The sequence below is a fragment of the uncultured Treponema sp. genome (assembly GCF_946187725.1).
In the GTDB taxonomy this organism is placed as follows: Bacteria; Spirochaetota; Spirochaetia; order Treponematales; family Treponemataceae; genus Treponema_D.
The window spans coordinates 12748-36693 of record NZ_CAMHSK010000011.1 but is presented as its reverse complement, the minus strand read 5'-3'; the positions used below and the strand labels follow the sequence as shown (position 1 = coordinate 36693).

21 protein-coding genes and 1 CRISPR repeat array (1 of these 22 only partly in view) are annotated in these 23946 nt (G+C 43.6%); of the genes, 4 read left to right on the top strand and 17 right to left on the bottom strand.

Annotated features, from left to right (window positions below):
• The first annotated feature begins 33 nt into the window (after window positions 1-33).
• The 3 genes from argJ to Q0Q74_RS06280 are packed head-to-tail and all read left to right on the top strand — an operon-like array spanning window position 34 to window position 3415.
• Complete coding sequence (gene argJ / locus Q0Q74_RS06290) at window positions 34-1311, top strand: bifunctional glutamate N-acetyltransferase/amino-acid acetyltransferase ArgJ (protein ID WP_294429443.1); 1278 nt, start codon at window positions 34-36, stop codon at window positions 1309-1311.
• Window positions 1312-1320: 9 nt separating this feature from the next.
• On the top strand, window positions 1321-2229 hold the full coding sequence (argB, locus tag Q0Q74_RS06285) for an acetylglutamate kinase (protein ID WP_294429442.1): 909 nt from the start codon (window positions 1321-1323) through the stop codon (window positions 2227-2229).
• Window positions 2230-2245: 16 nt separating this feature from the next.
• Window positions 2246-3415, top strand: coding sequence for an acetylornithine/succinylornithine family transaminase (locus Q0Q74_RS06280; RefSeq protein WP_294429441.1), 1170 nt, complete (start codon window positions 2246-2248; stop codon window positions 3413-3415).
• 4 nt (window positions 3416-3419) lie between these two features.
• On the opposite strand, the gene Q0Q74_RS06275 is transcribed toward Q0Q74_RS06280, so the two are convergent.
• The 12 genes from Q0Q74_RS06275 to Q0Q74_RS06220 form a co-directional block, all read right to left on the bottom strand.
• Window positions 3420-4586, bottom strand: a complete 1167-nt coding sequence (locus tag Q0Q74_RS06275) for a MalY/PatB family protein (protein ID WP_294429440.1) — start codon at window positions 4584-4586, stop codon at window positions 3420-3422.
• Between the two features lie 34 nt (window positions 4587-4620).
• Complete coding sequence (locus Q0Q74_RS06270; protein ID WP_294429438.1) at window positions 4621-5796, bottom strand: PLP-dependent aspartate aminotransferase family protein; 1176 nt, start codon at window positions 5794-5796, stop codon at window positions 4621-4623.
• Between the two features lie 89 nt (window positions 5797-5885).
• Complete coding sequence (locus Q0Q74_RS06265) at window positions 5886-6866, bottom strand: PLP-dependent cysteine synthase family protein (RefSeq protein ID WP_294429437.1); 981 nt, start codon at window positions 6864-6866, stop codon at window positions 5886-5888.
• Window positions 6867-6890: 24 nt separating this feature from the next.
• Window positions 6891-8321 carry a lanthionine synthetase LanC family protein gene (locus Q0Q74_RS06260; RefSeq protein ID WP_294429435.1) on the bottom strand — a complete coding sequence of 477 codons (1431 nt, stop codon included), beginning with the start codon at window positions 8319-8321 and terminating at the stop codon, window positions 6891-6893.
• 137 nt (window positions 8322-8458) lie between these two features.
• Window positions 8459-8884: an Rrf2 family transcriptional regulator gene (locus Q0Q74_RS06255; protein WP_294429434.1), complete on the bottom strand. Its 426-nt coding sequence runs from the start codon at window positions 8882-8884 to the stop codon at window positions 8459-8461.
• Between the two features lie 42 nt (window positions 8885-8926).
• A complete protein-coding gene (locus tag Q0Q74_RS06250; RefSeq protein WP_294429432.1) occupies window positions 8927-9691 on the bottom strand; it encodes an ABC transporter ATP-binding protein in 765 nt (254 codons plus the stop codon).
• Window positions 9692-9725: 34 nt separating this feature from the next.
• Entirely contained in the window at window positions 9726-10718 is a 993-nt protein-coding gene (locus tag Q0Q74_RS06245) for a PLP-dependent cysteine synthase family protein (protein WP_294429431.1), read from the bottom strand.
• 36 nt (window positions 10719-10754) lie between these two features.
• Complete coding sequence (locus Q0Q74_RS06240; RefSeq protein ID WP_294429430.1) at window positions 10755-11411, bottom strand: ABC transporter ATP-binding protein; 657 nt, start codon at window positions 11409-11411, stop codon at window positions 10755-10757.
• A complete protein-coding gene (locus Q0Q74_RS06235) occupies window positions 11408-12622 on the bottom strand; it encodes an FtsX-like permease family protein (RefSeq protein WP_294429429.1) in 1215 nt (404 codons plus the stop codon). Before Q0Q74_RS06235 ends, Q0Q74_RS06240 begins: the two co-directional genes overlap by 4 nt.
• Window positions 12607-12810: a DUF4418 family protein gene (locus tag Q0Q74_RS06230; RefSeq protein ID WP_294429428.1), complete on the bottom strand. Its 204-nt coding sequence runs from the start codon at window positions 12808-12810 to the stop codon at window positions 12607-12609. Before Q0Q74_RS06230 ends, Q0Q74_RS06235 begins: the two co-directional genes overlap by 16 nt.
• 1 nt (window position 12811) lies before the next feature.
• Complete coding sequence (locus Q0Q74_RS06225) at window positions 12812-13894, bottom strand: ABC transporter substrate-binding protein (RefSeq protein ID WP_294429427.1); 1083 nt, start codon at window positions 13892-13894, stop codon at window positions 12812-12814.
• 25 nt (window positions 13895-13919) lie between these two features.
• On the bottom strand, window positions 13920-14879 hold the full coding sequence (locus Q0Q74_RS06220) for an ABC transporter permease (protein WP_294429425.1): 960 nt from the start codon (window positions 14877-14879) through the stop codon (window positions 13920-13922).
• Between the two features lie 128 nt (window positions 14880-15007).
• Between Q0Q74_RS06220 and Q0Q74_RS06215 the strand changes: the two genes are divergently transcribed.
• Complete coding sequence (locus Q0Q74_RS06215) at window positions 15008-17959, top strand: DNA methyltransferase (RefSeq protein WP_294429424.1); 2952 nt, start codon at window positions 15008-15010, stop codon at window positions 17957-17959.
• 165 nt (window positions 17960-18124) lie between these two features.
• Here the strand turns inward: Q0Q74_RS06215 and Q0Q74_RS06210 are convergent, their stop codons facing one another.
• The 5 genes from Q0Q74_RS06210 to Q0Q74_RS06190 form a co-directional block, all read right to left on the bottom strand.
• Entirely contained in the window at window positions 18125-19597 is a 1473-nt protein-coding gene (locus Q0Q74_RS06210; RefSeq protein ID WP_294429423.1) for a nitrogenase component 1, read from the bottom strand.
• Window positions 19598-19606: 9 nt separating this feature from the next.
• Window positions 19607-20935 (bottom strand): nitrogenase component 1, encoded by a 1329-nt coding sequence (locus Q0Q74_RS06205; RefSeq protein WP_294429422.1) that lies wholly within the window; start codon window positions 20933-20935, stop codon window positions 19607-19609.
• Between the two features lie 81 nt (window positions 20936-21016).
• Entirely contained in the window at window positions 21017-21457 is a 441-nt protein-coding gene (locus Q0Q74_RS06200) for a NifB/NifX family molybdenum-iron cluster-binding protein (RefSeq protein WP_294429421.1), read from the bottom strand.
• Window positions 21458-21637: 180 nt separating this feature from the next.
• Complete coding sequence (locus Q0Q74_RS06195) at window positions 21638-22036, bottom strand: pyridoxamine 5'-phosphate oxidase family protein (RefSeq protein ID WP_294429420.1); 399 nt, start codon at window positions 22034-22036, stop codon at window positions 21638-21640.
• Between the two features lie 63 nt (window positions 22037-22099).
• A complete protein-coding gene (locus Q0Q74_RS06190) occupies window positions 22100-22597 on the bottom strand; it encodes an NUDIX domain-containing protein (protein ID WP_294429418.1) in 498 nt (165 codons plus the stop codon).
• 537 nt (window positions 22598-23134) lie between these two features.
• A CRISPR array of direct repeats spans window positions 23135-23946; the repeat unit is 36 nt; unit sequence GTTGCAGGTTGACCGGACAAATTAATCAGTTATAAT; it runs 742 nt beyond the window's last position.

Here is a 23946-nt window from a genome sequence, read left to right as displayed (position 1 = left end):
ATATTCATTTTTTTTTGCATACAGGAGAAAATTATGGCATTTTCTTGTAATTTCATTGACGGCGGCGTTACTGCAGCCCAGGGATTCACTGCAAACGGTGTTTTGAACAAAATCAAATCAAGCCGAACGACTAACGACACGGCTCTTATTTTCAGCGAAAAGGTCTGCAATGCAGCCGGCGTATTCACACAGAACCGGGTAAAGGCAGAGTGTGTTAAACTTACTCGTGATCACATTGCAAACGGCAAGGCTCAGGCCATAATCGCCAACTCTGGAAACGCAAATGCCTGTACTGGAAAAGAAGGTTATGACAACGCAAATAAAGAGGCTGTTGCAGTCGCAGCAAAAATGAACATTAATTCCGATGATGTTCTCGTTCTTTCGACTGGTGTAATCGGTCAGCAGCTTCCTGTTGATAAAATCCTTAACGGTCTGGACAAGCTTGCTGACGGTCTTTCAAAAGAAGGCCACAAGGAAGCCCGAATCGCAATCATGACGACTGACACTCAGTATAAAGAAGTTGCCCTTGAAACTCAGATTGGCGGCAAAACTGTCCGCATGGGAACAATGGCTAAAGGCAGCGGCATGATTCACATCAATTTGGGAACAATGCTCGGCTTCATCACGACTGACTGTGCAATTTCTTCAGAAATGCTCGAAAAGGCACTCCGAATTTCTGCGGCAGGCACTTACAACTGCGTTTCAATCGACGGTGACACTTCAACAAACGATTCTCTTCTTATTCTTGCAAACGGAATGGCCGGAAACGCTGAAATCACTGGCGAAGGAGCTGATTTTGACGCTTTCGTTGAGGCTTTGAACGCACTCAACACCCAGATGGCAAAGAAAATCGCCGCTGACGGTGAAGGTGCAACCCGCCTTGTCACCTGTAATGTAGTCGGTGCTGACACTGTAGAGAATGCCCGTGGTCTTGCAAAAGCCGTAATCTGCTCAAATCTCGTAAAAGCCGCATTCTTTGGTGCTGACGCAAACTGGGGCCGAATCTTGGACGCAATGGGCTATTCAGGATTCTTCTTCACACCAGAAAAAACTTCGGTTTCATTCTTGAGCCGCGAAGGTGCAAAACGCTATTTCGAGGACGGAAGTCAGAACGGTGGTAAAGAATCTTCTATTAAAGTGTTCGAGCACGGAGTTCCGCTCAATTTCGATGAAGACTTGGCAAAGAAAATTCTCACCGAAGAAGCTGTTGACATCCTCGTTGAACTTGAAGACGGAAATGCCAAAGGCACCGCATGGGGCTGTGACCTCACATACGATTATGTAAAAATCAACGGAGATTATCGAACTTAGGAGAAAATTATGTCTGAAAATAATGAAAACGAAACTCGTGAGAAAATTGATCCGCGTGTTGACAACGCTCACTGGTCGGATGTTCTGGTGCAGGTTTTGCCTTATTTCCGCCATTGGGTTGGAAAAACTGTCGTTGTAAAATATGGCGGAAATGCCATGCTCAATGAAGAACTCAAAGCCGCAGTAATGAAGGATTTGGTTCTTTTGAATACAATCGGAATCAAGGTCGTGCTCGTGCATGGCGGCGGTCCTGAAATCAACAACATGCTTGAGCGCGTTGGAAAGGAATCAAAATTCATCAATGGTCTTCGATACACCGATGCCGAAACAATGGAAATCGTTCAGATGGTTTTGACTGGTAAACTCAACAAGGACATTGTTGGTCTTATCCTTCAGGAAGGCGGAAAGGCAGTCGGTCTTTCGGGCGTTGATTCAGGCTTGCTCCGTGCAAAGAAGATTGATAAAGACGGCGCTGATTTGGGCTTTGTCGGTGAAGTAACCGAAGTTCATCCTGAAATCGTTCAGTCGCTTTTGGACAAGGGCTTTATTCCTGTCGTTTCAACTGTTGCGCTTGGAGAATCTGGTGACAGTGCCCGTTACAACATCAATGCTGATACAGCCGCAGCTAAACTTGCAATTGCCTTGCAGGCCGAAAAATTCGTTCAGCTCACGAATGTTCCGGGCGTGCTCCGTGACATAAACGATCCAAAATCATTGATTCAGCGGATTCACATTGAAGATGTTCAGAAATACTTTGATGACGGCACAATCGCTGGCGGAATGATTCCAAAAATCGAGTGCTGCATGATGGCGCGAAAAGGCGGTGTTCCACGCACCCACATCATCGACGGCCGCGTACCACATTCGCTTCTTATCGAGATGTTCAGTGACCGTGGTATTGGCACGATGATTTACTAAAATCTTGGAGAAAATTATGGGTTCAAAAATTGTTGTAAATAATTACGGCTCGTTCGATGTCACAATGGTAAAGGGTAAAGGCTCAACCTGCTACGACATCAACGGCAAAAAATACATTGATTTTCTGGCGGGAATTGCCGTCAACTGCCTCGGTCACAATTTTAAGCCTCTCGTAAAGGCCATTTCTGAACAGGCAAAAAAGCAGATTCATGTCTGCAATTATTTTACGAGTGATGTCGGAATCGAGTATGCAACAGAACTTCTCGGACAGACAGGCTTTGATGCCGTTTACTTCGGAAATTCTGGTGCAGAAGGAAATGAAGCTGCAATCAAACTGGCTCGAAAATACGGCTATCTCAATGGTGGAGAAAAACGCCGCGTAATCTACACTTTGGAAAGTTCTTTCCATGGCCGCACTTTGGCAACTCTGACTGCAACAGGTCAGGACAAATTCCATCCTGCCTGCTTTGCTCCTTATGTTGACTGCTTTAAGACTATCAAAGCAAACGACTGGGAAGCAATTAAAACGGCTTTCGATGACACAACTGCAGCCCTTATGATTGAATGCGTTCAGGGCGAGGGTGGTGTAAACATCGTTGATGCTGAATGGGCAAAAGCTGCTGCAGATGCTGCCCGAAAAGCTGGTGCAATCGTAATGGCCGATGAAGTTCAGACTGGTTTTGGCCGCACAGGCACTTTGCTTGCAAGCGATGCACTTGATTTTGAGCCGGAAGTTGTTTCTTTTGCGAAAGGCGTCGCCGGTGGCGTGCCGTTCGGTGGTATTTTGATTCGCGGAAAGGCAGCTGATGTGTTCAAGGCTGGTGATCATCAGTCAACATTCGGTGGAAACCCATTGGCTTGTGCCGCAGGTCTTGTCGTTCTTAAAGAGCTTACAAAACCGGGATTCCTTGAATCAGTCGTTGAAAAAGGCGAATATATGCGGAAGACCATTGCTTCTTTCGGGGCAAAATGCGTTGGCGAAATCCGTGGAAAGGGTCTGATGATTGGCGTTGATATGATTAACGGAGCCGTTGCTGTTGAGGTTGAGAAAAAGCTTCTTGCAAAGGGGCTTCTTACCTCAACAGCCGGTGCAAACACTCTCAGAATCGTGCCGCCACTCAACATTTCTTACAAAGAAATCGATGAGGGCCTTGCGATTCTCAAAGATGTTCTTTTAAGCGAATAGTTTTTTACGATAAAGCCTTCGATATTCTTTCGAGGGCTTCTTTTAAAATCGGGAGGGGAGTTGCTATGTTGATTCTCTGATAGCAATTTCCTTCCGCTCCAAACATCGTTCCACGGTCAAGCCAGACTTTTGCCTTATTTACGATTAAATCATCGAGTTCAGCATCTGAATACCCGTAAGCCGAAAAATCCAGCCACAGAAGATAAGTTCCTTCTGGTTCAATCAACCGTGCTTTTTGGAGATTTTCTTTAACAAATTTCCGTACAAAATCAAGATTTGATACAAGGTGTGCTTTCAGTTCGGTAAGCCATTCTTTGCCCTGTTCATAAGCTGCCTGCGTTGCAACGAATCCCATAAGACTCGGTTCATCGTAGCCGGTTTTGTCGCGTTCATCATGGAATTTTCTTTTTAACTGAGGATTCTGAATGAAATTGATTGAGAACTGAAGGCCCGCAAGGTTGAAAGTTTTGCTCGCGGAAGTAGAGACGATACAATTCAATGCGGTCTCTTTAGAAATCGTCGAAAAAACTGTGTGCTTGTTCGGCTCAAATACAAAATCGTTGTGAATTTCATCGGCAAAAACAAGAACATTGTGCTTAAGGCAGATTTCTGAAAGACGGGTCAGTTCTTCGCGCGTCCAGACTCTGCCGACTGGATTGTGCGGGCTGCATAAAATGAAGAGCTTTACGGCGTTTTCTTCGATTTTTCGCTCAAAGTCATCAAAATCGATTTGCCACTTGCCGTCTTTTTCAAAAAGCGAAGATGTGACGAGTTTACGGTTATTTGCTTCAATCATGTTCTTGAATGGATAGTAAACCGGAGTCTGAATGATTACGGCATCCCCTTCATTTGTAAAGGCCCTGATTGCCGTGGCGATTGCAAAAACGACTCCCGGTGTGGTCACAACCCAGTTTCTGTTGATTTCAAAATCGTGCTCTGTTTTCTGCCATTTTTTGACGGCGTCATAAAATCGCTCATCAGGAACAGAATATCCGAAAATTCCGTGATTTACTTTAGAATGAAGTGCTTCAATAATTGCTGGCGAAGTAGGAAAGTCCATGTCGGCAACCCAAAGAGGAAGTACATCGGCGGGCTTTCCGCGTGCAACTGCAAGGTCGAATTTTATCGCGTTGGTGTTATGACGGTCTGTAATTTTGTTGAAATCGTACATTTGATTCTCCTTTTGGGTTTTAAGGCTTTCCCCTTTACTTTATTGCCTGCCTTAAATCTTCTATTAAATCGTCTGGATTTTCAATGCCTGTTGAAAGTCGGAGCGTTGAGGTTGTGATTCCGTTTTTGAGACGGATTTCTTCAGGAACATCTGCGTGAGTTTGCGTTACCGGATAGGTGATGAGCGTTTCCACTCCACCGAGACTTTCTGCAAACTGAATCAGCTTGACCTTGTTCAAAATTGACTTGGCCTTTGCTTCATCGGTGACATTGAATGTAATCATCGCGCCGAATCCACGGGCTTGCTTTTTTTGAATTTCAAAGCCCGGATGTTCTGGAAGCCCCGGATACAGGACTTTTGTGACTTCCTTTTGATTTTTGAGCCATTCAACGATTTTTACAGCGTTTTGCTGTGCCTTTTCCATGCGGATTGCGAGCGTCTTGATTCCGCGCAGGGTGAGCCAGCTGTCAAAAGGTGAAAGGCCTGCTCCCGTGGTTTTTATGAGGAAGCGAAGTTTTTCCTGAATGTCCGGCCGATTTGTCACTATGAAGCCTGCAAGGGTGTCATTGTGGCCAGCCAGATATTTTGTACCTGAATGAACCACGATGTCGGCACCGAGTGCAAGTGGATTCTGAAAATATGGGGACATAAATGTATTGTCTACTATTAAAAGAAGTCCGTGTTTCTTTGCAATTTCCGCTGTTTTTGCAATGTCGGTAACATTCATCATCGGGTTTGTCGGGGTTTCGATATAGATTGCCTTTGTTTTTGATGTGACAAGACTTTCCAATTCTGATTCGCCAAGTTCTGCAATATTTTGGCGGGTGAACTGAATTCCATTTTTTTTTGATACATTGTCAAACAGGCGGATTGAACCTCCGTAAAGGTCTGAATCTGCAATTATGTGGTCACCCGGTGAAAAAAGCTCCATAAGCAAAGTGATAGCGGCCATTCCGCTTGAAAGTGCGAATGCGTCTATTCCTCCTTCGAGTTGGGCAATTACTTTTTCAAGATGCTCTCTTGTCGGATTTTGCAGACGGCTGTAATCAAAGCCTGTGCTCTGACCGACAGCGGGATGAGCGTAAGTTGCAGTCTGATAAATCGGGAAACTTATCGCACCATAGTGAGTACAGTGCCCTGCAGTTATACCACCCGCGGGAGCGGATTCATCTTCTATGTGAAGACATTTGGATTCAAAGGATAAAGACATATTCGCACCTCATTTTTAACTTTGGAAGATTAGGGGATTGAAAGGGGGAAAGGAACCTTGCTTTGAAAGGTGCCGTTCCCCCTTTTTCGTTATTTATACATATTTGTTGAAAGATATTTGAACGCGTTGTCGGCGAGAATCACGATGATGTTCTTGCCTTTTGCTTCCGGGCGTTTTGCAATTTGGGTTGCTGTCCAAAGGGCCGCGCCTGCTGACTGGCCAACGAAGAATCCTTCCTGTTTTACGAGTTTTCGGCCTGTCTCATAAGCGTCTTCGGCAACGACATTGAAACATTCATCGTATTTGGTGTCGAAACTTGTGAAAAGTGGCGGATAATTTTCCTGTGGAACGCCGTCAAAGTTCAAAACACCGTCGATTGTGTTTCGCTCCGGGAAGTTAGGGTTTTTCTTTGACTGTTCGGCAGGCTGTGCTCCGATAATCTTTACATTTGGATTTTTCTCACGGAAGTATTTTGAAAGGCCTGAAAGCGTGCCGCCTGTTCCTACGAGCTGAACAACATAATCGACTTTTCCGCCTGTTGCTTCCCAAATCTCAGGACCAGTTGATTTTACATGAGCAAGCGAGTTATTAATGTCCGCGCACTGATTCAAGTAATACCAGCCTTTTGATGCGGCAAAATCTTTGAAGAGTTTTTCGAGTGCGGTCATTGTAAGGCCGTTTTTCAAAAGCTCAGGGAATCCCGGAACATCCGTTACCTGCAAAAGCTCTGCTCCCAAAGCCTTGAGAATCTGCGATCGTTCCTGCGAAACAAGTGGCTGAATGACGGCAACGAATTTATATCCCTTTGCATTTGCGAAAGTTGCCTCACCGATTCCAGTGTTGCCGCTCGTATAATCAATCAAAGTCATTCCAGGATGAATGTCGCCGCGTTTTTCTGCTTCTTCGATGATGTTCAATGCCGCTCGGTCTTTGACACTGCCCGAAGGATTGAAGTACTCAAATTTTCCGAGAATGTTTGCCTCAAGGTTCTCAGATTTTTCATATCGATGAAGACGGACAAGCGGTGTGTCCCCAACAAGTTCTGTAATTGAATCGTAAATTTTAGCCATAATATTTTCTCCTCTATGTTTTTTTTAGTTAAAATAGTTGTATTCAATCAGCTCGATAAGATTTTCGTTCTTTTCGGCTGCCGCAAGTGAAAGAAGCGACCATGCGTTTCCTGCCGTTCCGATGTAAAGACCTGTGTAAGAGTGAACATCGGTCGGAATCGTTCGCCACCATGCACCGCTCCATCTTCGCAATGCTTTCTGATGATAAATATCACCGTCTGCATCAGGAACAAATGACTGCCCAACAACAGTTTTTGCCGCCCGTTTAGCATATTCAAGGAATTCCTGATTTTTCGTGAGCTTGTAAACCGAAACGAAATGTTCAAGCAAGCCCGGAGTTCCGCAGCACAAAGCCTGACTCTGCCAGTAACCGCGGCTGAAATTCTCCGGTGCACCCGCCTTAATGATTCCACGGCTCAGCCTCAAAACCCAATCCAGATAATGCTTTTCGCTGGTGATTTTATAAAGCGCATGGAAGAGCAGTGAAGTTCCTGCAGGTCCGTGGCATGTGCTCAGATAATAGAACTCAGTTGATGGACCGCGTTCCAAACTGTCGAGATATGGAACAAGAACAGCATTTTCGTCACCGACCGCAATTCCTTCGATATATTTTGCAGCTTCTTTTGCCGCGTTCAAAAATCTTTCGTCTTTTGTCGTTTTGTAAAGAATCGTGAAAATCCAGCCGATTCCGCTTGTTCCGTGAGCATTATTTACCCAGAAAACATCTTTCGGAAAGTCGATGATTGTCAAATCAACTACATTCCAGTAAGTTCCGCCCTTTGGAGCAGGTTTTCCTTTGCTCAAAAGGAAGTTCCCGAAACTTTTTTCTGCATCAAGATATTTTGAATCTTTTGTAAGCTCGTAGATTGCAGAAAGATAGGTCACGAATCCTGCATCGCCGCACAAATCATTCTGTTCGCTCCAGTAAATGCCAGCATCAGATTTTTTTGCAGCCGCAAGCAAATCATCAGCAACTTTGACGGCATAGTTTTTGTAAGATTCATCACCTGTAAGTTCATAAAGTTTGAGCACGAGATATGCACTTCCAGTAGGACCGTTGTAGTATCCTGCAGCCCAGCCAGGCATATTTTTTACATGAACAAGTTTTGAAGCCCCGCTTGCCTTTGCATTCAAAGTCCGCTCGTAAAAAGCCGCCCCTTCATCGGTTTCGATTATCTCTTTTGCCGCTGATTTTGCTTCCTCAAGATATTCAGCATTTTTTGTCGACTGATATAATCGAAGGTAAAAAAGTCCGACTCCAGCTGAGCCACCGTAAAGGGATTTCGGTGTGAGCATCGGGTAATCAGTAAAATCTTCTTTTGAATCCGGGCTTTGAATCCATCGTGCACCGAATTTTCCTGCCTGCTTTGTGGATTTTATCCATGCCGCGCTCTGTTCCGCAAATTTTATGTAATCGGAAGCAGAGTAGTCACTGAAAAGTACATTTTCTGCCATATTTTTTCTCCTAAACCTAGTTAACTGGTAGGTTTAATATACATTTAATTACCTACTATGTCAATAGGATTTAAGAAAATTTAAGGAAACTCGGTTTAACTTTGAAAAATTCGCAAATGGCTTTATTCAGCGCGCGTTTAGATGCAGTATTCAAAGCCAACGAATTCTTTATTTTTATGAACCAGCGTGTCGAGCGTTATGGAATCCACAAAATTATTGATTACATTCTCAAAGCCTTTCCAAAACTCGTCGCTGCCTGCTGATTCAATTGTATTTCCTTCGTTTGTATTTCGCGGGGAAAGGTCGCCTTCCATGACTCGAAGGATTTCGCCTGCCGTGTAATTATCTGCGGGTTTCGTAAGTCTGTAGCCGCCGTTAATTCCTCTTGAACCTTCAACGAGATTTGCCGCAACCAGTTTTGAAAGAATCTGTTCGAGGTATTTTACTGAAAGATTTCGTCTGTGAGAAAGAAGTCGCAGCGGAACAAAAGAATCTTCTGCGTTTTCCGCCAAATCTTCCATAATCAAAAGTGCATACTGTCCTCTGGTTGAAATTTTGTACATATTCTCTTCCATTTTATTTTTAAGTCTTTAAAAACCGACTTGTTAAATTACATATTCAATATCCTGAACTTTGCCGCCAAAATCCAGGTATTCAAGAATCTTATTGCGGTAAAGAGTGAAGGTATCCTGCACCCGAATTCGCGGATGAGGAAGATTTATATCGATAACTGCTTCAACACGACTTGGCCGTGCGCTCATTACCACAACTCTGTCGCTCATGTAAATCGCTTCATCTACATCATGAGTTACCATGAGCATAGTCATTTCATTTTCTTTCTTTATGCGGAGAATTTCATCCTGCAAATTCATTCGCGTAAAGGCATCCAAAGCGCCAAGAGGTTCGTCAAGAAGAAGGACTTTTGGATGACCGACGAGTGCTCGTGCTAAGGACGCTCTCTGCTGCATTCCGCCTGAAATCTGATGCGGATAGGAATTTTCAAATCCTTTTAAGCCGACAAGATTGATGATATCGCTTACATCCTGCTTTTTTTCGTGGTAGATTTTTCGTGCTTTTAGGCCGAATGAAACATTATCCTTTACCGAAAGCCAGGGGAACAGATTCGAGCCCTGAAAAGCAAAGCCTCTGTCACTTCCAGCCTTTGTAATTGTTTCGCCGTCCAGACTTACAGAACCTGTTGTTGCTTTTTCAAGACCTCCGATGATTCTTAAAAGTGTTGATTTTCCGCATCCAGACGGACCAATCAAACTTACGAAAGAACCTTCTTTTATATCCAGTGAGAAATCGTTCAGTACCTTAATATCTCCGAAACTTTTGTTAACTTTCTGAATATTTATGTTTCCCGGCATAATGCCCCCTTATCGCTTTTGCTTTATATTGCGTTTAGTCTTCAAAAAGATTTGTGCTCAAATATCGAAGTCCTGTGTCAGGGAAAATCACTACGATATTTTTTCCGGCGAATTCTTCTTTTTGGGCAATCTGTGTTGCTCCCCAGAGGGCCGCTCCGCTTGAATTTCCTACCAGAACGCCGTCTGTTTTTGCAACAGTTCTTGCCGCTTCAAATGCGCCGTCTGTGTCAGCGACAAACACTTCATCAAAGACTTTTTTAGTGATTTCATTGTTTTCCTTGATGCTTGGCGGAACTCGTTCAACTGGCACTTCTGTAAAATTATGAATTCCCGTAAGTTTCGTGTCTTTTTCGCCCGGTTCTACGGCAAAGATTTTTACATTTTTTGTCTGCCCATGAAGGTAGTCAGCGATTCCACGGATGGTTCCGGCCGTTCCGACCGAAGCAACTACGGCCGCAAGTTCGCCTTCCGTGTCTTCCCAGATTTCCTTTCCAGTCGTATCGTGATGAGCCTGCGGATTCAGAGGATTAATCATCTGATCAACGAAATAAATATCATCACCTGCGGCCTGGCGGTCACGAATATGCTGTTTTAATATGTTTGTTGCCGCTACGAAATCATTGTTCGTTGCTTTGAGTGCATCTTGTAATTCTGGAACATCACCGATTTTTGTTACATTTGCGCCGAATGCTTTCATCACCTGCAAGCGTTCCTTGCTGACACCTTCCTGAAGGAAAATGCGGACTTTGTAGCCTTTCATCGCTCCGATTGCGCTTACTGCAATTCCTGTGTTTCCGCTGGTGTATTCAATCAAGGTGGTTTTTCCGGGCTGAATTTTTCCTGCTTTTTCTGCATCTTCGATTATGCGCAGAACAATCCTGTCTTTAATGCTTCCGATTGGATTGAAATATTCAACTTTTGCCAGAAGATGTGCCTTTAAGCCGAGTTTTTTTTCATATCCGTGAAGCCGAACGAGGGGAGTGTGTCCTACAAGCTCGGTAAGTGAATCGTGAATCTTTTTTGCCATTAGTTTCTCCTTTTTTTTGCCTATATTTTGACTAGGTTATTTGTCTAAATAAAAAACGCTGCTGCATTTTTTCAGTGCGTTTTCATCGTGGGTGACTAAAATTACCGTCTTTCCGCGTTTTGAAAGTGCCTTGAATATGCCGATGATTTCTTCGGCCTGCTTTTTGCTCACGGCATCAGTCGGTTCATCGGCTACAATAATCTGCGGGTCATTAATCAGCGCCCGTGCAATCAGCAGTCTTCGGTTTTCCCCGCCGGAAAGAGCTGATGGACCCATTTCAGCAAGGCTTTCTATTCCGAAATCTGAAAGGAGTTTTTTTGCCCGTCCGATAACTTCGCTCTTTTTGGTTTTGCCTGTTTTTGAAAGCAAAGCCGGAAGTGTCACATTGTCGAGAACTGAAAGATTTTCAAGGAAACTCTGCTCCTGCGAAACAAATCCAATGTTCTCATTTCGGAAAGTGCACATCTCATCATCATTGAGCGACAAAAGTTCCGTTCCGTTGACGCATACTTTTCCAGAATCTGGCTTTTGAAGGCCGGTAATGATTGAAAGGAGCGTGCTTTTTCCTGTTCCTGATTCACCTGCGATTCCGAGAAAACTTCCATCTTTCACCGTTAATGAAAAATCTGAAAAGACTTTTTTTATTCCCCGCGGAGTTTTGAATGATTTTGACAGTTTTTCGATTTGAATCATTTTATTCCTCCATAAGGTTCAATTTTTGAGATTCTGAATGCGCCGTTTAATGCGGCAAAAACGCTTGAAGCTGTACATAAGGCGAAGGTGAGAAGGGCAAAAATCAGAATCTCGCCTGCACTGCTCATCGCAAAAGGAAGTGAGATTTTTTCTGCTATGATGGCGTTGAATGGAATCACAATCAGTGCTGATAATGCAATTCCTGTGACAGCTCCGCTTCCGCCCAAAAAAGCCGCTTCTGCTAAAAGAATTTGCCTGAGCTGTCTTCTGTTTGCTCCGAGCACACGAAGAATTGAAAATTCACGCTGCCGCTCATTGATTGTTAACGAAAATACAATTCCGAGTGAAAAAATGCTGATTAAGAGAACCAGGGCCGAAATTGAATAAAAGAATACGAGAAATGATGAAATCCTTTCCGAAAAAGATTTAAGGAATTTCTCGCCGGTAAGTACCTGTATTCCTTTCACAGCATTTTTTATTCTGAGCGCGACGGAATCTGTTGAAGAGCCGTCTGATACTTTGATTAAAACCGTGCTGATTTTATTCTTTGTATCGCCGTCAGAAATGAAGCCGAAGCCTTTTGATTTTGCGCTTTCGAAAATTTTTTGAAGGCTTTCCAAATCACAAAAGATTGTATTGTCCATTCCTGTTCCGCTTTTTGAAAGTCTTCCGGAAATTGTGTGCTCTTCACCGAAAAATTTGACTTTTCCGTGTGTCAGGCTTACATTGCTGCCCGAAAGAAGAAAGTCTTCAGTTGAGCTGTTTTCGCCCAGTTTCGTGCGTGCCCAATTCTGAACGATAAAATCGCTTTTTCTGTCGAATCCGATTATCTGTATAGGAAAGTCGCAGCAGGATTCAGCAAGGCTTGTAAGGTAAAACTGAGCAGTGGCATTTTCAATTCCCTCAAGGCCCCGAATTGATTCCAGAACGGATTTGTCCATGTAGAAATAATTTGGTTCACCAGTAAGAAGAACATTCTCTGCTCCCTGTTCATAGCCTTCTGGAACTACCAGCAGGTCTGCGCCCAGTCGGGAACGAAGGCCTGTGATTCCAGATTTCAGGCTTGAAGAGAGAATCAGCGAAGCGAACAGAACAGCAGAAGAAATAGCTGCAAGGAAGATAAGCGAAACTGTTCTGTAAATCTTCTTTGAAAGATTTGAAAGCGCCAGAGAAAATCCTTCCGGCAGTTTTTCAATCAGCGTTTTTTCCATAGAAGTGCCGCCTGAAAGGCAGAAAATGCGAAAATCAAGATTCCAAGGACAAATTCAGTCGGTGCGGTTACTGCGTGGCAGTGCATTTTTGGCATTGAACAGACCTTTGCGAAGGTGTATGGGGCCAGTGCTACGAGCAGTCCAAAAAGTGCACTTACTGATGCCAGAATAAGATTTAGCTTTTTCATTTTATTTTCTCCGATATTTTTTTAAATTGAAACTAGTTCTTGTTCCGTTGATCTCTTTATAAGTTTGTGTTGCTGAATCATACGAATAGCCGTCTGGAACTCCAAAAAGCTCGATATATCCTTGTGCAATAAACTTTTCGATGTCCGTTGTCTTTTTAAGGATTCCTGCTTCCTGAAGCTGTCGCGCCGCAGAATCAAAGGTCTTTTTGCCCAATGAGCGGCTTGGGATGAAGTTTAGCTCGTCGAGAAGTTCTGCATTGAAATCCAGGTCTCCAGCAACGAGATTGTTTTCAATCTGAAGCTGTGCCGCAATTCTTGGTTCTGCTTCGACAAAGGCACTTGCTTTCTGCAAAGCCCGTGTTACAGCGGCTGCTCCTTCGGGATTTTCCTTTAAGAGTTTGTGCGTTACGAACTGCTGGCAGCAATACTCGTTTACGAATTTTTCATCAATTCCCGTATCAAGAATTTTTCGGAATTTGTAAGCTCGTTCGCCTTTTGTTGCGACTGGATCGTGCGCACCGATTACATCAACCGCACCGTTATTCAAAGCGATTGCAAGGTCAGATGAAGCATAAGCCAGAAATTCGACTTCGTTGTTATCAGCAGTAACTCCGATTCCTTCATCCATGAGTTTTCGTTTGAGGTTCATGACGCTCGAATCAGCAAGGCCTGGAACACCGATTTTCTTTCCGCGCAAGTCTTTTGCAGAATAAATGTTTGAGTCTGCACGGACATAATATTTCGTACAGCCGACATGAATTCCCGAAGTGTAGGAGATTGGAAGACCGTTTTCCATTGCCTGAAGCTGGGTCGCATACAAGCCATATCCTGCATCGACTTTGCCCGAAGCAATCATTTCTGCAAGAGTTGCTCCGCCTTCAACGACCTGAACATATTCCGCTTTCTGCCCGATTGCGGCAAGTTCCTCATCAAAAAGCCCCATTTTCATTGCGACATGAACAGGAGCCGCACAGAGAGTGCCTGTTTGGAAGTTGATTCGTACGACCTTCTGAGACGACGATTTCTTTTCACAGCCAGTAAATACGATAGCTGCAAAGACAATTGCTGTAAAAACTTTTTTCATTTTTACCTCCGTTTTTTTTGTATTTTTACCATTTGATAAGTCCTTTCTGCCAGCTTAATAGGCGGGTTCGCACTTTGAATAGGGCGGTGATGATTACTGTACAGAAGACCGCAATCATAATCAGACCGGCGTAGACACCTGAATAGAGCATCATCGCTTTCTGATAGCTTATGTACCAGCCGATTCCGTATTTTGCACCGAACATTTCTGCCGTCATGAGCGCGATGAATGCCGCACAGATTCCGTTGAAAACGCCCTGAAAGATGTTCGGAAGGGCGGCCGGAACTGCGACTTTGAACACCTGATAAAAGGTTCCCGCTCCAAGCGTCTTGCTCACTTCAAAATAAACCTTGCTTGTATTCTGTATTCCGGAGCTTGTCATCAGCTGAACCGGGAACCAAACCGCAAGCGCGATGATGAAAATGCTTGCCCCAAGTGGCGTCGGAAAAGTGGTCAGCACGAGCGGAATCCATGCCGTAGCAGGAATCGGACCAATCAGCTTTATGTACGGATTAATCCAGTAGTAGACCTTTTTTGAAAAGCCAAGAAAAACGCCCGTGATAAATCCTGTAATTACGCCCCAAATTACGCCCAGAATCAAAAGTCTGAACGAAAAGCCAATGCACTTCAAAAGCAGGGAAGTTTGTTCTACGAATACCGCCAGAATGTTGTCATAGCTCGGAAAGAAAATCACCGGAAGCAAGGCCAATTTTGCGGTCACAAGATTCAAAATCGCAATCAGAATGCCGCTTCCAGCGAAAAAAGCTCCCTTTTCAGAAAGCGAGTCATGAATCCTTTTGATGAAAAAAGAAAGCGCAAACAACACAACCGTGACCGAAAGCAATATATATAGAAGAAAGTTGTAATAATGTTTCGTTGAAGCCGGGTGAAGCGGACTATCAGGAAAAACACTCTGCACCAAAAGTGCAAAAAGCACGCCAAGTACAGGTAAAGCACGATATAGAACATTTTTTAAATTAAGCATTCGTACCTCTTTTAATACCTAGTTGTAAGGTAGGTATATAATAGCGATTATTACCTACTAAGTCAATAGATAAATAGGATAAAAACATTTCCTTATACAAAGTTCCCATTGTCTGATATAATCAAAGTATGACAAGGGCAGAACAAACAAAGAATGCTAAAAAGTTCGCGGAAAACTGGCTTGGACACGGCTACGAAAAAGGCGAATCCCAGAAATTTTGGATTGACCTTCTGACTTGCGTGTTCGGTGTGGCAGACATTGCGAATTTCATCTTCTTTGAAGAGCAGGTAAAAGACAAGATTCAGAACAAAACAATCACGAATTTTATCGATGCCTATATTCCTTCCACCCGAGTTATGATTGAGCAAAAGTCAAGCCACAAGGACTTGCGTGAACCTATCAAGCAGAGCGATGGATCTTTTCTCACTCCATACCAACAGGCAAAAAAATATGTTGCAGACTTGCCTTTGAGCCAGCATCCAAAGTGGATTGTTACTTGCAATTTTGATGAATTTCTTGTGTATGACATGGAAAATCCAAGCGGCGAGCCAGAGCAGATTTTCTTGAAAGACTTGGAAAAAGATTTTTATCGTCTGCAATTTCTTTCGGACACAAAAAACGAGAATATCCGTCGTGAAGAAGAAATTTCTTTAAAAGCTGGAGAACTTGTAGGAAAACTTTACGATGCTTTATACAAAGAGTACATTGAACCAGAAGAAAACAGTCTTCGTTCACTCAACATTCTCTGCGTCAGAATCGTTTTTTGCCTTTATGCCGAAGATGCGGGGCTTTTTGAAACCAAAAGTTCTTTTGAAGATTATATAAAATCATTTGCCATTGAAAATCTGCGTGACGGAATCATCAAGCTTTTCAAGAGTCTCGATACAAAACTTTCAGACCGAGACAAATACGACCTCAAACTAAAGCCTTTCCCCTATGTGAACGGCGGATTATTCCGAGATGAAAAGATTGAAATTCCAAATTTCACACAAGAGATTGTCGATGTTATCGTAAATCACTGCGCTCCGTTCAACTGGTCAGAGATTTCCCCAACAATTTTTGGTGCAGTTTTTGAAAGTACATTGAATCCAGACACACGCCGAAAGGGCGGAATGCACTACACTTCGATTCAGAACATTCACAAGGTAATCGACCCGCTCTTTATGGACGAGTTAAATTCTGAGTTTGAACAGATTTGCGCGACAAAAGCGGCCAAGCAAAAAATCGATAAACTTTATGATTTTCAAGAAAAACTCGGCTCACTCAAATTTCTTGACCCAGCATGTGGCTCCGGAAACTTTTTGACAGAAACATATCTTTCGCTCCGACGGCTTGAAAACAAAGTTCTTTCAATCCTTAACGAAGGCCACAAAAAATTAGGATTCGATGAATTTATCAAAGTTCACATCAACCAGTTCTATGGAATTGAAATAAACGATTTTGCCGTAACAGTCGCAAAAACCGCCTTGTGGATTGCGGAAAGCCAGATGGTTGCAGAAACCGAGGCAATTTTGAGTCAGACAATTGATTTTCTACCACTCAAAACAGGTGCTAATATCATTGAAGGAAACGCACTGCAGCTTGACTGGGCGACACTTTCGCAGAATCAGAAACTTAACGCTCTTTATGCCGAAAAGCTCAACATTTACAAAGATTTATCTGGGGCAACGATTGAAATCCATGATTCAGAAATTGAAGAATCTGCCTTATCACAGAAGTATTTTAAAGAACTTAATGTAGTTGCAAAAGAAGTCGAGTTCAAAATAGACCATACAAAATCAATTTCAAAGCCTATTGTTTATGATTACATCATCGGGAATCCCCCTTTTGTTGGATATGCATTCCAATCTGAACAGCAAAAGAAAGACTTGGCACTTGTTGTAAAAAACATTGGGAAAAATATCGATTATGTTGTCGGGTGGTATATTAAAGCAAGCAGACTTATTCATGGAAGTCAGACAAAATGCGCTTTTGTTTCTACAAACTCGATTATTCAAGGTGAGCAAGTCGCAGAAGTATGGAAGCCACTTTTTGAGGAAAACAATATTCAATTTGATTTTGCATATAAAACATTTGTTTGGGATTCTGAAAGCTCTCAAAAAGCTCATGTTCATTGTGTAATTCTTGGATTCAGTGACAAAAACAGCAATCAAAAGGAAAAAATTATCTTCGATGAGAATGGAAATAAGACTATAGCAAGTAATATCTCTCCTTACTTAATTGATGCACCGAATGTTTTTGTTGAAAAAAGAAAGAATCCGCTTTGCAAAGTTTCTAAAATTAACAAAGGAAGCCAGCCTACAGATGGTGGCAATCTTATAATTGAAGCGGAAGAATACGACGAATTCATAAAAAAGGAACCTGCTGCAAAAAAATTTATCCGAGAGTTTTTAGGAGCAGAAGAATTCATAAATGGGAAAAAACGATATTGCCTATGGCTCGTAAATGCAAGTCCTGCCGAATTACGCAAAATGTCACTTGTAGCACAAAGAGTAGCCGCTGTAAAAGAAATGCGGCTTTCAAGTTCCAAAGAATCAACTCAGAATTGGGCCGCATATCCATATCTGTTTACCGAGAACCGTCAGCCCGAAAGTGGAAATTATCTCTTGATTCCTCGAGTCTCGTCAGAAAAACGTAGTTATATTCCAATAGGGTATGTTTCATCCGATATAATTGCAAGTGATGCTGTACAAATTGTTCCAAATGCAAGTTTATATGAATTTGGTATACTTACAAGTTCTATTCATAACGCATGGATGCGTGTAGTTTGCGGAAGATTGAAAAGCGATTATCGTTACTCAAATGATATTGTCTACAACAATTTTGTTTGGTGCAATCCAACAGCCGAGCAGAAAGCAAAAATCGAACAAACCGCACAGGCAATTTTGGATACCCGCGCAAACTTCCCCGACAGTACGCTCGCAGATTTATACGATGAGACTTTCATGCCCCAAGAATTGCGAAAAGCCCACCAAGCCAACGACAAGGCTGTAATAGCGGCCTACGGATTTCCCCCTGACATCACAGAATCGGAAATAGTCGGAGAATTATTTAAGCTTTACGAAAAATTAGCAAAATAGCCAAGCGTTAGGGATTGTAGTGGCGGCGATAGCCGTTGCGAAACGCAGTGAGCAATAGAGCGATAGCGGAACCCAAATGAGCACGACAACGAGAGTGCTCACGAAAAGCCCGACCCGTCAAAGGCGGGTAACGTCCACTGAAAACTGCTCACTGCTACCTGCTCACTACCTCTTGCTCTCCGCGTTGATGAACTTTTCGTTGCTCTGCTCGTACCACCATTTTGTGTATGGAAGCTTGATTCGGGCGGCAAGGTTTTTCTCGAACGAGCGGTTTGTAACGGTGTCGCGAATCAGTTTTGCAAAGCTCAAAGTTCCTTCGTAACCAAAGACAGTGTACTCGTCGGCAACGAAGACTGCGGCATAGCCCTGCTTGATTGCCCAGACAGTAGTTCCCGGGTGTCGGCTAAAGTACACGTCAGGCTTGTAGCGGTTGAGGATGTTCAAAACCTCGTAGTTCTGCTGGTCGGCGACGGCAACCTTCATGTCCTTAGGGCTGTTTTTGAGCAGATGCTCCAGTGCCGGCGGAACTTGGCCGTTGTCGTACTTGTAATCATAGTGCCATGCAAGGGCGTAATCGATTGTCATGCCGAATTCCTGCAAAACGCGGGCAATCTCGTAAGTAAAGCCTGGTCCCATTCCGATTACAGCCCGAAGACCACGAAGCGGCTTGATTGCTTCTTCAATCTGCGGAATGTAAATTTCGCGCTGTTTTTTGATGTAGGCTTCAACCTGCTCGCGGCGGCCAATCGCATCCCCGATTCCACGGAGCCATGTTTCAAAGCCTGTGACTCCAGAATGGTTGATTGTCCGCACGTAAGGAACGCCGTAAGTTTCTTCCAAAGCGTTTCCAAGATAAGTTCCCAGAGTACCGCAGATACAGACCGTTGCCAGAGCCTCGCTCAAATGACTAAGCTCTTCGATTGTCGAGTTACAGTAAAGAAACTGCGGCTCAGCGTCAAAAACTTCGTTGAAAATCTTTGTAATCTGAGGGCGTGCGCTCTCGTAGAAGTTCTTGATGTTGATGATTCTACGTTTTTCTTTCGGCGGTTTTACGATTCCCTGCAAAACGGCGTGGTCGGAAATATCAAAACCACTTGCCCAGATTCGGCTCTTAAAGCCTTCGCAGTGAACCGGAATCACAGGAATCGGAAGTTCCTCGTTGATTTCGTCGGCCAAGCCGTCAACGTCCTCACCGATAACGCCAGAAACGCATGAAGTCGAGATGAAAATTGCGTCCGGCTTGTATGTGTTGTAAGTGTGCTCGACGATTTTTCGAAGGTCGTTCATCGCACCGAAAACCGTGTCCTTTTCGTTCAAGTCCGTGCAGACAAAGACCGAATTTGTGGTTTTGTTGATTCTGGCTGCAATCTGGCCGAATTTTACGTTGTCGTTTGAGGCCATTGCGGTACAGCCTGCCGGTGCGTGGTAAACAACGGCCACGTTTCTGATTGCGGCAAGGGCGTTCAAGGCACAGCCCGAAAGACATGAGCTTGACTGTGAGAAGCATCGCTCGCGGTTTTTGAGTGAGCCGCATTCTGAGCGGTAGACGAGCGTTTCAAGGTTGCCCACAAAACCTGTAATTGAGCCGAGTCGGTTTTCACGAACGGCGAGATTTGCGTTTTTAAAGTTATATGGCATGGTTATCTCCTAAAGTTTCAATTTGCTCATTGCAGCTGAGAAGATCTGCTCAAGCAGATGAAGTCCGCCTGAGTAGCCTGCGATGTGGTCGTTGATTACGAGCTTTTCAAGCATCGGATAGCTTACGTTCACATAATGCGCACCGATTTCAGCGGCAAGCTTTTTCTCCCAGTTGGAACCGATAATCAGCGGAGTGCCCGCAAAGTCAGTCTTTTTAATCTGCTCGTGAATGTCGTGTCCGTCTGTCGTAAACTGAACTTCTGCCTGAATTCCGTAGTTGAGGTTTGAAATCTCATTGGCAATCTGTGTGCGGAAAGCTTCCGGCGCATCGTCAGTGATAAAGACTTTCTCCGGGAATAAGCCCATGTCGTTTACAAGGAATTTTGTGACTGCCATGGTGTACTGGCTGTCGCTTGCAACCGTAAAACGCTTGCCCAGGATTCGGGTTTCAAGCAAAGTATCCGCAAATCGCTCGATATAATAGTAGAATTCAGCTTCTTTTTCGGTGATTACCTTTTCAACCAGATCTTTGTCCGCTCCGGTGAACTCCTGCACAGCCCGAAGGAATTTCGTTGTCTCGCTCGCTCCAATCGGCAGGATTGGATAATGCAAAAGCGGAACCTTGAATTTTGTCTCAAGATATTTTGCGCTTTCCAAACCAACCCACGGCGAAATCAAAATTGTGAACTGTGCGCGTGCTGCATTCTTGATATTCTCGATTCCACGGCCAAAGCCAAAGATTGTGTTCGGCTTGAGTCCGATTGCAGAAATCAGGCTCTCAATTTCACGCAAGTTTCCGAGCCAGTAAGGATCCTGCTGAGGCGGGCCTGCGAAAATGTTGACCAGACCTTTTATTGTTCCGCCGGCTTCTTCACGCTCATCGCGGATTTCCGGACGGTTAAGGTACTGCTCGAAGATTGACTTCAAAATCCAGTCATGGCCGACGTAGTTGTTACCCTTGAAGCCAGGAGTCTTTGCCCAGATTACAGGCTTTTCTTCGTCCTCAAATTCCTGAGCAACTTCCTTGATGTCGTCTCCGATAATCTCACCCGTACATCCAGAAAGCACCACGAACAAGTCAGCGTCAATGACACGCAGCGCATTGTGAATCGTTGAGCGCAATTTTTCAGCACCACCGAATACAACTTCCTTCTCCGAAATCGAAGTACAAGGGAAGATGTTCGGGCTGTATCGTCCGCTGGTTCCGTTGTTGTCGTTCAGTTTTGAAGCACATCCCGGTCCCGAATGAAGAACCGGAATTGCCCCCGGAATCGACTGAACAGTCTGCATAGCAGCCAGCGCACACTTGTAACGCGGCTGATCAAGAATTTTCGCCATACTCAATACCTCTTATTTGACGCAGATACACACAGATGGACGCGGATTTTTTTATCAGCGTTTATCAGCGTTCATCCGCGTCTAGTTAGTTTTATAATTTTGTTTTCTTTCTTTTATTTTTCTTCTGAAATCATTGATTTTTGCAATTGCCTCGTCTATCGGGAGAACGATGTCGTAGGCGGTTACATTGTATTTCGCCAGTGCACGGATTGCGTGTGGCCCGATTCTTGCGACGAGAACATAATCCACATCGCTCAGGGCTTTCGCAATTTCGTCCATAGGAGATGAGCCTGTTCCTGCTCCGTTGTGACCGCCGCAGCCCGCAGTTTCTGCCTCCGCCGATTCAGCCGGTTTTCCGCCACATTCACCGCCTGAGCAGGCAGACGTAACATCACGCTCTTCAATGTCTTCGAATGCACCGCTTTCTTCATCAACTTCATAAATTAAAAAGCTCTGTGCATGACCGAAGTGAGAGTCAACTGTTTTTCCATCGCTTGTAGCGACCGCAACTTTATATTTCATTTAGTACCCTTGTAAAACCTATTGTTGTAGTAGGTAAATATATCGTAAAGGATTTAACCTATTTAATCAATAGGTTTATGGTAGAAACAGCACAGCTAATTGCTAAAATAATATGAAAATGGAATGGAAAGGGGAAAAAAGGGGCGGTCTATAGAAATGAAGACCGCCTGCTTTGAGAGATTAGAATTCGATTGTTTTTGGAGCAGCCGTAAAACTTGAAATTGTTGCCTTTGCGTTTTTGAAGTAGAGGACTTCAGTGTTGTCGTCATCGGCAGAGTACATTCTCTTTAAATCAGGGTAGTGCTCAAGCATATCGGCCTTGGCTTCGCGCCTGTCATCGCGCACAAGTTCTCCTGAAAGCCGGAGCCACTGGCCTGTGGAGCCGTCAAAACAGCAGAGTTCGACTTTTGGATTCTTCTGAATTTGCTTTGAAACAGACTTGCTCTTTCCGGTCTGGATGTAGAGCTTGCCGTCAAATATATTTACCGTACCAAAAGGGCGGTTTCGTGGCTGACCGTCCTCAACTGTTGCAAGAAAATAAGTTCCGCATTTTTTGATAAATTCGTAGATTTCGTTCATGATTCACCTCTCCCATCAGTATAACATAGTATTCTGGTGGGCGAAAGTGAATTGTTTAGATTTTTAGGAATCATTCTGCTCATCAAGATAAGCGTTCAAAAATCTGGAAGCAAGGCTGTCTGGAAGAATATTCTTTCGCGCTTCATCAGGAGTGAACCATTTGAAAGAATCGATTTCCTTGTTCGGGTTCAGTTCGCTTGCATCTTTTACGAAAGCCGTAAAATTGCACATAAGCGTGTTTGATTTTTCAAAGAAATTCGTTCGGTTGAAATGAACCTTGCGTGCGGTCATGCCAGTCTCTTCCTTGATTTCACGAACGGCGGCATCTTCAATCCTCTCGCCACGGTTCACATATCCCGCAACAAGAATATAAACAGGCCTTCCGTACTGCTGAATCAGAAGAATCTTTCCAGTTGACTCGTCAATCACAATCATGCTGACAGCCACATTATAAAGCGGAAACCGATACTGACCACATTTTTCGCAATAAGGAACAATCCCTTCGCCCTCAAGCTCCTTTTCGACAAGAAGCCTACCACATTCAGTGCAATATGAATTCATGAGGATATTGTAGCAGGAAAAGTGGAGATGGGTAAGATGGTGTGACAGAAAGTGAGTGAAAGTTATAATACGATTGCCTTGACTTTTGCTCGAAATATGCTATATTAAAACAAGAAAGGAACACCGTCGCAGTGTGGCTGTCTCCTTTCAGCTGATTGAATAGCCTACTCAGTCTTGACCACTGGGGTAGGCTATATTTTTTGCTTCTTACAAGATTACTTGAAGAGAGCGAGTGCTTCTATAAGCAAAGTTACAATCGAAATGACAAGCATCGCTTTTTCGTAATTCGTCATATCTGCACGAGTCTCCCATTCGTTAAGATTAGGAGACAGCCCACCTTGCTTTGGTGTTCCTATGATTTAAATTTATACTATATTATTATACTAGTCAATTGGTGGTTAAAAAAACCTTTGAAAGAGCGAGAAAGCGCAAGCAGTCAGAAATCTACCAAGTCTGTTGGAAAGACTTCGGGAATGGGGAAATTTGAATAAATAAAACAGTTATAATGCCAAGCAGTGCCGTCTTTACCTTGATTCCGTTGCAGGTTGACCGGACAAATTAATCAGTTATAATTTATGCGAAAGGCCCAACGACCGCGGCGAGTTGCAGGTTGACCGGACAAATTAATCAGTTATAATAATCATATTTGGAGTAAACGTTGCAACTTTGTTGCAGGTTGACCGGACAAATTAATCAGTTATAATTGCCGCATCTGCTTCAAGAGTTGACAAATCGTTGCAGGTTGACCGGACAAATTAATCAGTTATAATTCTTTTTGCCCACTGACCACCGACCGCTATGTTGCAGGTTGACCGGACAAATTAATCAGTTATAATAATACGCTTTGAGACATCAGAACCAGAAATGTTGCAGGTTGACCGGACAAATTAATCAGTTATAATTCAAAGCCGTTCCCCCTCATCAACGTGAAGGTTGCAGGTTGACCGGACAAATTAATCAGTTATAATAAATAATGTGTATTCTGTGTGATGTTTGCCGTTGCAGGTTGACCGGACAAATTAATCAGTTATAATACAATGTTGGACAATAATATTACATTCCCGGTTGCAGGTTGACCGGACAAATTAATCAGTTATAATCAGTCTTTGTTATACCCGATAAAAAAAATTGTTGCAGGTTGACCGGACAAATTAATCAGTTATAATTACGGTGCCGTTCTCATCTCCCAAATAGATGTTGCAGGTTGACCGGACAAATTAATCAGTTATAATAATCAACAGTGAGTTAGTGCCGATTCCTACGTTGCAGGTTGACCGGACAAATTAATCAGTTATAATAGCAAAAGCCCGACAAAGGTCGTTACCATTGTTGCAGGTTGACCGGACAAA

Excerpts from the sequence above, each read along its gene's own strand:
- argJ (WP_294429443.1), top strand. The coding sequence starts at position 34 with ATGGCATTTTCTTGTAATTTCATTGACGGCGGCGTTACTGCAGCCCAG.
- argB (WP_294429442.1), top strand. The coding sequence starts at position 1,321 with ATGTCTGAAAATAATGAAAACGAAACTCGTGAGAAAATTGATCCGCGT.
- Q0Q74_RS06280 (WP_294429441.1), top strand. The coding sequence starts at position 2,246 with ATGGGTTCAAAAATTGTTGTAAATAATTACGGCTCGTTCGATGTCACA.
- Q0Q74_RS06275 (WP_294429440.1), bottom strand. The coding sequence starts at position 4,586 with ATGTACGATTTCAACAAAATTACAGACCGTCATAACACCAACGCGATA.
- Q0Q74_RS06270 (WP_294429438.1), bottom strand. The coding sequence starts at position 5,796 with ATGTCTTTATCCTTTGAATCCAAATGTCTTCACATAGAAGATGAATCC.
- Q0Q74_RS06265 (WP_294429437.1), bottom strand. The coding sequence starts at position 6,866 with ATGGCTAAAATTTACGATTCAATTACAGAACTTGTTGGGGACACACCG.
- Q0Q74_RS06260 (WP_294429435.1), bottom strand. The coding sequence starts at position 8,321 with ATGGCAGAAAATGTACTTTTCAGTGACTACTCTGCTTCCGATTACATA.
- Q0Q74_RS06255 (WP_294429434.1), bottom strand. The coding sequence starts at position 8,884 with ATGTACAAAATTTCAACCAGAGGACAGTATGCACTTTTGATTATGGAA.
- Q0Q74_RS06250 (WP_294429432.1), bottom strand. The coding sequence starts at position 9,691 with ATGCCGGGAAACATAAATATTCAGAAAGTTAACAAAAGTTTCGGAGAT.
- Q0Q74_RS06245 (WP_294429431.1), bottom strand. The coding sequence starts at position 10,718 with ATGGCAAAAAAGATTCACGATTCACTTACCGAGCTTGTAGGACACACT.
- Q0Q74_RS06240 (WP_294429430.1), bottom strand. The coding sequence starts at position 11,411 with ATGATTCAAATCGAAAAACTGTCAAAATCATTCAAAACTCCGCGGGGA.
- Q0Q74_RS06235 (WP_294429429.1), bottom strand. The coding sequence starts at position 12,622 with ATGGAAAAAACGCTGATTGAAAAACTGCCGGAAGGATTTTCTCTGGCG.
- Q0Q74_RS06230 (WP_294429428.1), bottom strand. The coding sequence starts at position 12,810 with ATGAAAAAGCTAAATCTTATTCTGGCATCAGTAAGTGCACTTTTTGGA.
- Q0Q74_RS06225 (WP_294429427.1), bottom strand. The coding sequence starts at position 13,894 with ATGAAAAAAGTTTTTACAGCAATTGTCTTTGCAGCTATCGTATTTACT.
- Q0Q74_RS06220 (WP_294429425.1), bottom strand. The coding sequence starts at position 14,879 with ATGCTTAATTTAAAAAATGTTCTATATCGTGCTTTACCTGTACTTGGC.
- Q0Q74_RS06215 (WP_294429424.1), top strand. The coding sequence starts at position 15,008 with ATGACAAGGGCAGAACAAACAAAGAATGCTAAAAAGTTCGCGGAAAAC.
- Q0Q74_RS06210 (WP_294429423.1), bottom strand. The coding sequence starts at position 19,597 with ATGCCATATAACTTTAAAAACGCAAATCTCGCCGTTCGTGAAAACCGA.
- Q0Q74_RS06205 (WP_294429422.1), bottom strand. The coding sequence starts at position 20,935 with ATGGCGAAAATTCTTGATCAGCCGCGTTACAAGTGTGCGCTGGCTGCT.
- Q0Q74_RS06200 (WP_294429421.1), bottom strand. The coding sequence starts at position 21,457 with ATGAAATATAAAGTTGCGGTCGCTACAAGCGATGGAAAAACAGTTGAC.
- Q0Q74_RS06195 (WP_294429420.1), bottom strand. The coding sequence starts at position 22,036 with ATGAACGAAATCTACGAATTTATCAAAAAATGCGGAACTTATTTTCTT.
- Q0Q74_RS06190 (WP_294429418.1), bottom strand. The coding sequence starts at position 22,597 with ATGAATTCATATTGCACTGAATGTGGTAGGCTTCTTGTCGAAAAGGAG.